The organism is Methylobacterium sp. CCH5-D2, assembly GCF_001556475.1.
Classification (GTDB): Bacteria; Pseudomonadota; Alphaproteobacteria; order Rhizobiales; family Beijerinckiaceae; genus Methylobacterium; species Methylobacterium hispanicum.
Map to the genome: position 1 here is coordinate 1 of NZ_LSIX01000058.1, position 4,702 is coordinate 4,702.

Genomic DNA, 4,702 nt, shown 5'->3' on the forward strand with positions numbered 1-4,702 from the left:
ACAACGCCAACCAGGGCGCCCGCTACCTGGAGGACAACGGCGAGGGCTACGTCGTGCGCGCGGCCGGGCGCCTGGAGAGCATGGGGGAGATCGAGAACGTCCTCGTCACCACCCGCGGCGGCGTGCCGGTGCGGATCAAGGACATCGCCGAGGTCCGGATCGGGCGCGACCTGCGCACGGGCTCGGCCAGCGAGGACGGGCAGGAGGTCGTCGTCGGCACCGCGCTGATGCTGATCGGCGAGAACAGCCGCACGGTCGCGGCCGCGGTCGACGCCAAGATGACGGAGATCCGCAAGTCGCTTCCGCCCGGCGTCGAGGTCCAGACGGTCCTCAACCGGACGCTCCTGGTCGAGGCCACCATCAGGACCGTGGCCAAGAACCTCGCGGAGGGCGCGGCCCTCGTCATCGTCATCCTGTTCCTGCTGCTCGGCAACATCCGGGCCGCCATCATCACGGCGCTGGTCATCCCCGTCGCCATGCTGATGACCATGACCGGCATGGTCGAGGCGAAAATCTCGGCCAACCTGATGAGCCTCGGCGCCCTCGACTTCGGCCTCATCGTCGACGGGGCGGTCATCATCACCGAGAACGCCCTGCGTCATCTCGCCGAGAAGCAGCACGGTCTCGGTCGCACCCTCGACACCGAGGAGCGCCTCGCCACGGTGCGGGCCTCGGCCGAGGAGATGATCAAGCCGTCCCTCTACGGGCAGGCGATCATCATCCTCGTCTACGTGCCGCTCCTCACCTTCACGGGCGTCGAGGGCAAGATGTTCGAGCCGATGGCGCTGACCGTGATCATCGCGCTGGCCGCCGCCTTCGTCCTGTCGCTGACCTTCGTGCCGGCCCTGATCGCCATCGTGATCACCGGGCGCGTCACCGAGAAGGACAATGTCATCATCCGCGCCCTCAAATGGGCCTATCGGCCCGTGCTGGCCGGGGCGGTGCGGGCGCCGATGGTGTTCATCGTCGCGGCGTTGCTGCTGCTGGCCGGGGCCGGCCTGCTCTTCACCCGGCTCGGCGCCGAGTTCATCCCGACGCTCGACGAGAAGAGCATCGCCATGAACGCGCTGCGCATCCCCTCGACTTCGCTGTCGCAGTCGCAGGCGATGCAGCTCAAGATCGAGCAGGCGATCCGCCGCTTCCCGCAGGTCGCCTACGTCTTCTCGAAGACCGGCACCGCCGAGGTCGCGTCCGACCCGATGCCGCAGAACTCCTCGGACACCTTCGTGATCCTGAAGCCCCAGGAGGAGTGGCCGGACCCGGACCTGTCCAAGGCCGAGCTCCAGGAGAAGATCGAGAAGGCGGTCGGCGCCCTGGCCGGGAACGTGTTCGAGTTCTCCCAGCCGATCCAGCTGCGCTTCAACGAGCTGCTGGCGGGCGCCCGCGGCGACCTCGCCGTGAAGGTGTTCGGCGAGGAGTTCGGGCCGATGACGAAGGCGGCCGACCAGATCGCCGAGATCCTGCGGGGCATCGACGGGGCCGAGGACGTCAAGGTCGAGCAGACGGCGGGCCTGCCCTTCCTGGAGATCAAGATCAACAAGGCGGAAGCGGCGCGGCTGGGGCTCAGCACCGGCGCCGTCCAGGAGGTCATCGGGGCGGCCATCGGCGGCAAGGACGCCGGGCTGGTGTTCGAGGGCGACCGCCGCTTTCCCATCGTCGTGCGCCTCAGCGACAAGGTGCGCGAGAACCGGGAGGCGTTGGAGAACATCCCGGTGCCGCTGCCGCCCGGCCCGAACGGGCGCGCCGCGTCGGTCCTCCTGAAGCAGGTCGCGAGTTTTTCCGTCGCGGAAGGGCCGAACCAGGTCTCGCGCGAGAACGGCCGGCGCCGGGTGGTCGTGACCGCGAACGTCCGCGGGCGCGACATCGGCTCGCTCGTCGCCGAGGCGCAGGCCAAGGTCGCGAGCCAGGTGCGGCTGCCCTCGGGCTACGACGTGACCTGGGGCGGCCAGTTCGAGAACCTCGCCTCGGCCCGCAAGCGCCTGATGATCGTGGTGCCGGTCTGCTTCGCCCTGATCTTCCTGCTGCTCTACTCGGCGCTGGGCTCGCCCCGGGACGCGCTGCTGGTGTTCAGCGCCGTGCCGCTGGCGCTGACCGGCGGCATCGCGGCCCTGTGGCTGCGGGGCATGCCGTTCTCGGTGCCGGCGGCGGTGGGCTTCATCGCGCTCTCGGGCGTGGCGGTCCTGAACGGCTTGGTGATGCTGACCTTCATCAAGCAGCTCGTCGCGGAAGGGCGGCCGCGGCGCGAGGCGATCCTGGAGGGCGCCATGACCCGGCTGCGGCCGGTGGCGATGACGGCGCTGGTCGCCTCGCTCGGGTTCGTGCCGATGGCGCTCGCGACCGAGACCGGAGCCGAGGTGCAGCGGCCGCTCGCGACCGTGGTCATCGGCGGCCTGATCAGCGCCACCTTGCTGACCCTGGTCGTCCTGCCGGCCCTGTACGCGCGCTTCGGCGGCGAGGAGGTCGCGCGCTCCCCGCGCCGGGCCGAGGAGGCTTCGGCCGGCGCGCGGGCGCGGCTCCGGCAGGCGGCCGAGTGACCCGGGCCATGCATCCCCGGACCGGCGAGGCGCGGTCGCGACGGACCCGAGGGGGAGCCCCGTGATGCGGACGTTTCGTCGTGCGCTCGCCACCGCGTTCCTGGGGGCGGCCGGCATCCCGGGGGCGCTTGCCGGGGAGGCACCCTTCGGCCTGCGTTGGGGTCCGCTGACGTCCGTGCCGAAACCGTCCATGGCGGATCGGGAGGGGAACGTCACGGCCCTGTTCTATTTCCAGGGCCGGGCGCCGGCCTCCGGGCCCGATACCGAGCAGGTCGTCCTGGAGGTCTGCGGGGACGAGGGTCTGCAGCAGGTCATCTGGTTCAGCCGCCCCTTCGCGGAGGCCGAGCTCGTGCCGGCCTACGCGGCGATCTACCGGGAGGGGGTGCGGCGCTACGGCGAGCCGCAGGAGGCCGGGCTGCCGAACGCCGTGACGTGGCCGGCGGGGCGCACGCTCCTGGCGGTCCGCCCCGCCGAAGGCGGCGGAAAACGCATCGTCATGGTCGCCGCGGGCGAGCTCTACGAGAAATGCTCGTCGGCGCACGAGGCGGCGACCGGCCACCCCGCCGCCCGCCATACCTCCGACCTGCTCGAATCCCGGGACCGCCGGATGGCGCCATGACCACCCACCGGCCGGCGTTCGACGGCGCTGGCTCCGGCTCATCCTACGAAACTGGAGCGACGGGGAGCATCGATGCGACGAACAGTGATGGTGGCCCTCGGCGTCATGGTCGTGATGTCCGCGCAGGCAGGATCGACGGCCAAGATCGTCGGCATCGGCGCCCAGACCTGCGCAGCGTTCAACCAGGAGATCTCCGCGAACCAAGCTGCCGAGCTGTACTTCTTCGCCTGGGCGCAAGGTTTCATGAGCGGAGCGCTGATTCGTGCGCCGGCAGGAATCGATGAAGACCTGGACCTGACACCGCCGTCCGTCCCGCTTCAGGCCCAAGTCCATTTCCTGCGCACCTTCTGCGCCAAGAACCCGGGTCAGGACTACATGGATGCCGTCAGGGCTCTCTACCATCGACTGCGCGGCCCCGGGATCTAGCCGGGTTCGGCACCGGGCCGGTCGGGGCGGTGCAGCGGCCACGCCGCTGCGGGCAATCCGGGGATCCGGGCCGCCGAAGGCGGCGAGCGCAACGGCCGGCGCCCATCCGCGGCCGGGCCATGCGCGGGCGTCGGTCGGACCGGCACGGGCGGGGAGGGATCGTGATGATCGGCTGGAGGAGGTTCGCGTGTGCCTGGGGGCTGGCCACCGGCGTGACGGGCTGCCTGCACGTGCCCGATGTTCCGGGCTACGCGACGGTCCCGTTCACCCTGCATCTCCCGTCGGGGGAGCGCCTCACGGGCAGCGTGACCACCCGGCTGCTGCGGCGCGAGTTCTACGCGACCGACGGGCGGACGACCTGCAGCGGCCTGTTTCATCCGTCCGGGGCGGGGCTGCCGGCATCCGTCGGGGCAAATTGCTCCAATGGCCAGCGCGGCACCGGGTCGGCCGACGGGACGAGCTCGTTCGCCGGGTCCGGAACGCTGAGGATGGACGGCGGCTCCGCCACGTTCCGGTACGGAGAGGCGATCCAGGGAGGGTAACGGCCCGCGGGATCGGAGCCCTGCCCCCGGAACGCACGGACGCCGACGCGGCCTCGCGCCCGCGCGGGACGGGCGTTCGGAGAGGCGTCGGACCGATCCGCCGGGGCGGTCCGGTGGGCCGGGTCGGTCCCGGCGCGGTTCGCGACGAGCGCGTCGCAATCCGGGGTCGCGTCCCAGCCCTTGCGCCGGCGCAGGCCGGCCCCGCTCGCGTCAGCGTTCCGGACGGCGGCGTCGCCGCGCGGGCCGGCGCGGAGCGCGCCGCCGGCGCTCGCCCCGCCGAAGTCGCGGCCGGTCCTGGCCCCGCTCCGGTCGGCTCCGCGCGGGTTCGCCCCCGGACCTGCGGACCGAAGAAACGCGCGCCGACGAGCTTCGCCCCGCCCAGGTCGGCCGTCTTGAGCCCGGCCTGGTCGGGGGCCGCGACGCGGAGACCGCCCCCCCGCGGCAGGACCCTGTTCAAGCGGGACGGGCGCAGGTTCGCGCGCCTGAGGTCCAGGCCGGACAGGCGCCCGTCCGAGAGGCTGAGCGGCTTGCCGGCCGCCCGGGCGATCGTCGCCTCGATAGCGGCGCGGGCCGTCCCCGCC

The 4,702-nt window shown here is 72.1% G+C and carries 4 protein-coding genes; all 4 read left to right on the forward strand.

What is annotated here, in order from left to right; translation table 11 throughout:
• The coding region (locus tag AX737_RS01315) for a CusA/CzcA family heavy metal efflux RND transporter (RefSeq protein WP_066918369.1) at positions 1-2,534 on the forward strand (2,534 nt) is incomplete at its 5' end.
• Positions 2,535-2,598: 64 nt separating this feature from the next.
• A complete protein-coding gene (locus AX737_RS01320) occupies positions 2,599-3,153 on the forward strand; it encodes a hypothetical protein (protein ID WP_012752980.1) in 555 nt (184 codons plus the stop codon).
• Between the two features lie 87 nt (positions 3,154-3,240).
• A complete protein-coding gene (locus AX737_RS01325; protein ID WP_012752981.1) occupies positions 3,241-3,579 on the forward strand; it encodes a hypothetical protein in 339 nt (112 codons plus the stop codon).
• Between the two features lie 161 nt (positions 3,580-3,740).
• Complete coding sequence (locus tag AX737_RS01330; RefSeq protein ID WP_142586155.1) at positions 3,741-4,121, forward strand: hypothetical protein; 381 nt, start codon at positions 3,741-3,743, stop codon at positions 4,119-4,121.
• Positions 4,122-4,702: the final 581 nt, after the last annotated feature.